The sequence below is a fragment of the uncultured Campylobacter sp. genome, from assembly GCF_938018145.1.
Classification (GTDB): domain Bacteria; phylum Campylobacterota; class Campylobacteria; order Campylobacterales; family Campylobacteraceae; genus Campylobacter_A.
Window position 1 is genome coordinate 1 of the sequence record NZ_CALIII010000207.1, and the last position, 1,632, is coordinate 1,632.

The following is a 1,632-nucleotide window of genomic DNA, read 5'->3' on the forward strand; positions in this document are numbered from 1 at the left end:
AAAACCTGCCGCTAGTGCGAAACGAACGTGTCCGCGGCATGCTGGCAGAGGGGCGAGAGAGCGCGTTTTTGAGCAAGCGCCTAACCTCGCTCTTTGACGACGTGCCTGATGTGCTCGATCTAAAAAGGGCGGAATTTCCCGAGCAAAATCCGCTCGTAAAGGTCGCCGATATCCTTCGCGAATACGATCTAAACCGCCTTTTAAAAGCGCTGCAAAATAGCGAAAACGCAGGCGAAAACGCGGAATTTAAGCTCGGCTTTAACGCGCGGCTTTTAACGGACGAGAATGAAATCGAGCGACTGCTGGCAAATATAGACGCAGATACGCTCGTGGCCTTTGATACCGAGACCACGGACGTCGATACGCAAAACGCCCGTCTGGTCGGCTTTAGCTTTTGCTTTAACGACGAGGAGGCCTACTACGTGCCCGTGTCGCACGAGTATCTGGGCGCGCCGAAGCAGGTGAGCGAGAAATTTGCCGCCTGGGCGATAGGGCAAATTTACAAAGGCTGCGTGATCGGGCAAAATTTGAAGTACGATTTTAAGGTCGTAAAGCGAAATTTGGGGCTTGAGCCGCCTGCAAATTTTAAAGACACGATGATACTAGCGTGGCTCATGGATCCGGGTTCAAGCGTGGGTATGGACGCGCTAGCTAAGCGGCTCTACGACTACGACACGATCAAATTTGAAGACGTGGTAAAGCGCGGCGAGACCTTCGCGTCCGTGGCGCTGGAAAACGCGGCCAAATACGCCGCCGAGGATGCTTGGATAACTCTCAAATTTTACAAAAGCTTTTTAAATTTGCTTGATCCCGAGCTGCTCGCACTTGCAGGTAAGCACGAGTTTCCTTTCATCCTCACGCTTTTTGATATGGAGCGCGAGGGTATCGCGATAAACCAGGAGAAAATGCAAAATTTGATCCTGCGAAACGACGCTAAGATCAAGGCCTTGACAGCCGAAATTTACGAGCTAACGGGCGAAAATTTTAATATCAACTCCGTTAAGCAGCTAGGCTCGGTGCTGTTTGAGCACCTAAAACTACCCGTAAAGAAAAAGACAAAAACGGGCTACAGCACCGACGAGGCCGTGCTAGCCGAGCTCATCGAGGAGCATCCCGTCATCGAAAAACTACTCGAGTACCGCGAGCTATATAAGCTGCAAAGCACCTACTGCGAGCCGCTGCTAAATTTGGCTAAAAAGGATGCCGACAGCAGGATATACACGAACTTTATCCAGACGGGAACGAGCACGGGCAGGCTCTCGTCTAAAAATCCGAACCTGCAAAATATCCCAGCTCGCGGCGCGCTGGCAAAGGACGTGCGAGGCTGCTTTGAGGCCAAAAGCGGCTTTAGCTTCGTGGGTCTTGACTACTCGCAGATCGAGCTGCGACTGCTCGCGCATTTTAGCCGCGACGAGGCGCTTTTGCGGGCGTTTGCGAACGACGAGGACATCCACGCGCGCACGGCGATTAGTATATTCGGCAGCGCCGAGGGGCAAAACCGCGCGGTGGCTAAGAGTATAAATTTCGGCCTCATCTACGGTATGGGCTCGAGCAAGCTAGCGGGGCAAGTCGGCATCACGCGCGCCGAGGCAAAGGAGTATATCGAGCGCTATTTTAAAGCTTTCCCTACGA

At 52.7% G+C, this 1,632-nt stretch carries 1 protein-coding gene; it reads left to right on the forward strand.

Features of this window, described 5'->3' with window-relative positions; translation table 11 throughout:
- The coding region (locus Q0338_RS04700; RefSeq protein WP_298085745.1) for a DNA polymerase at positions 1-1,632 on the forward strand (1,632 nt) is incomplete at both ends.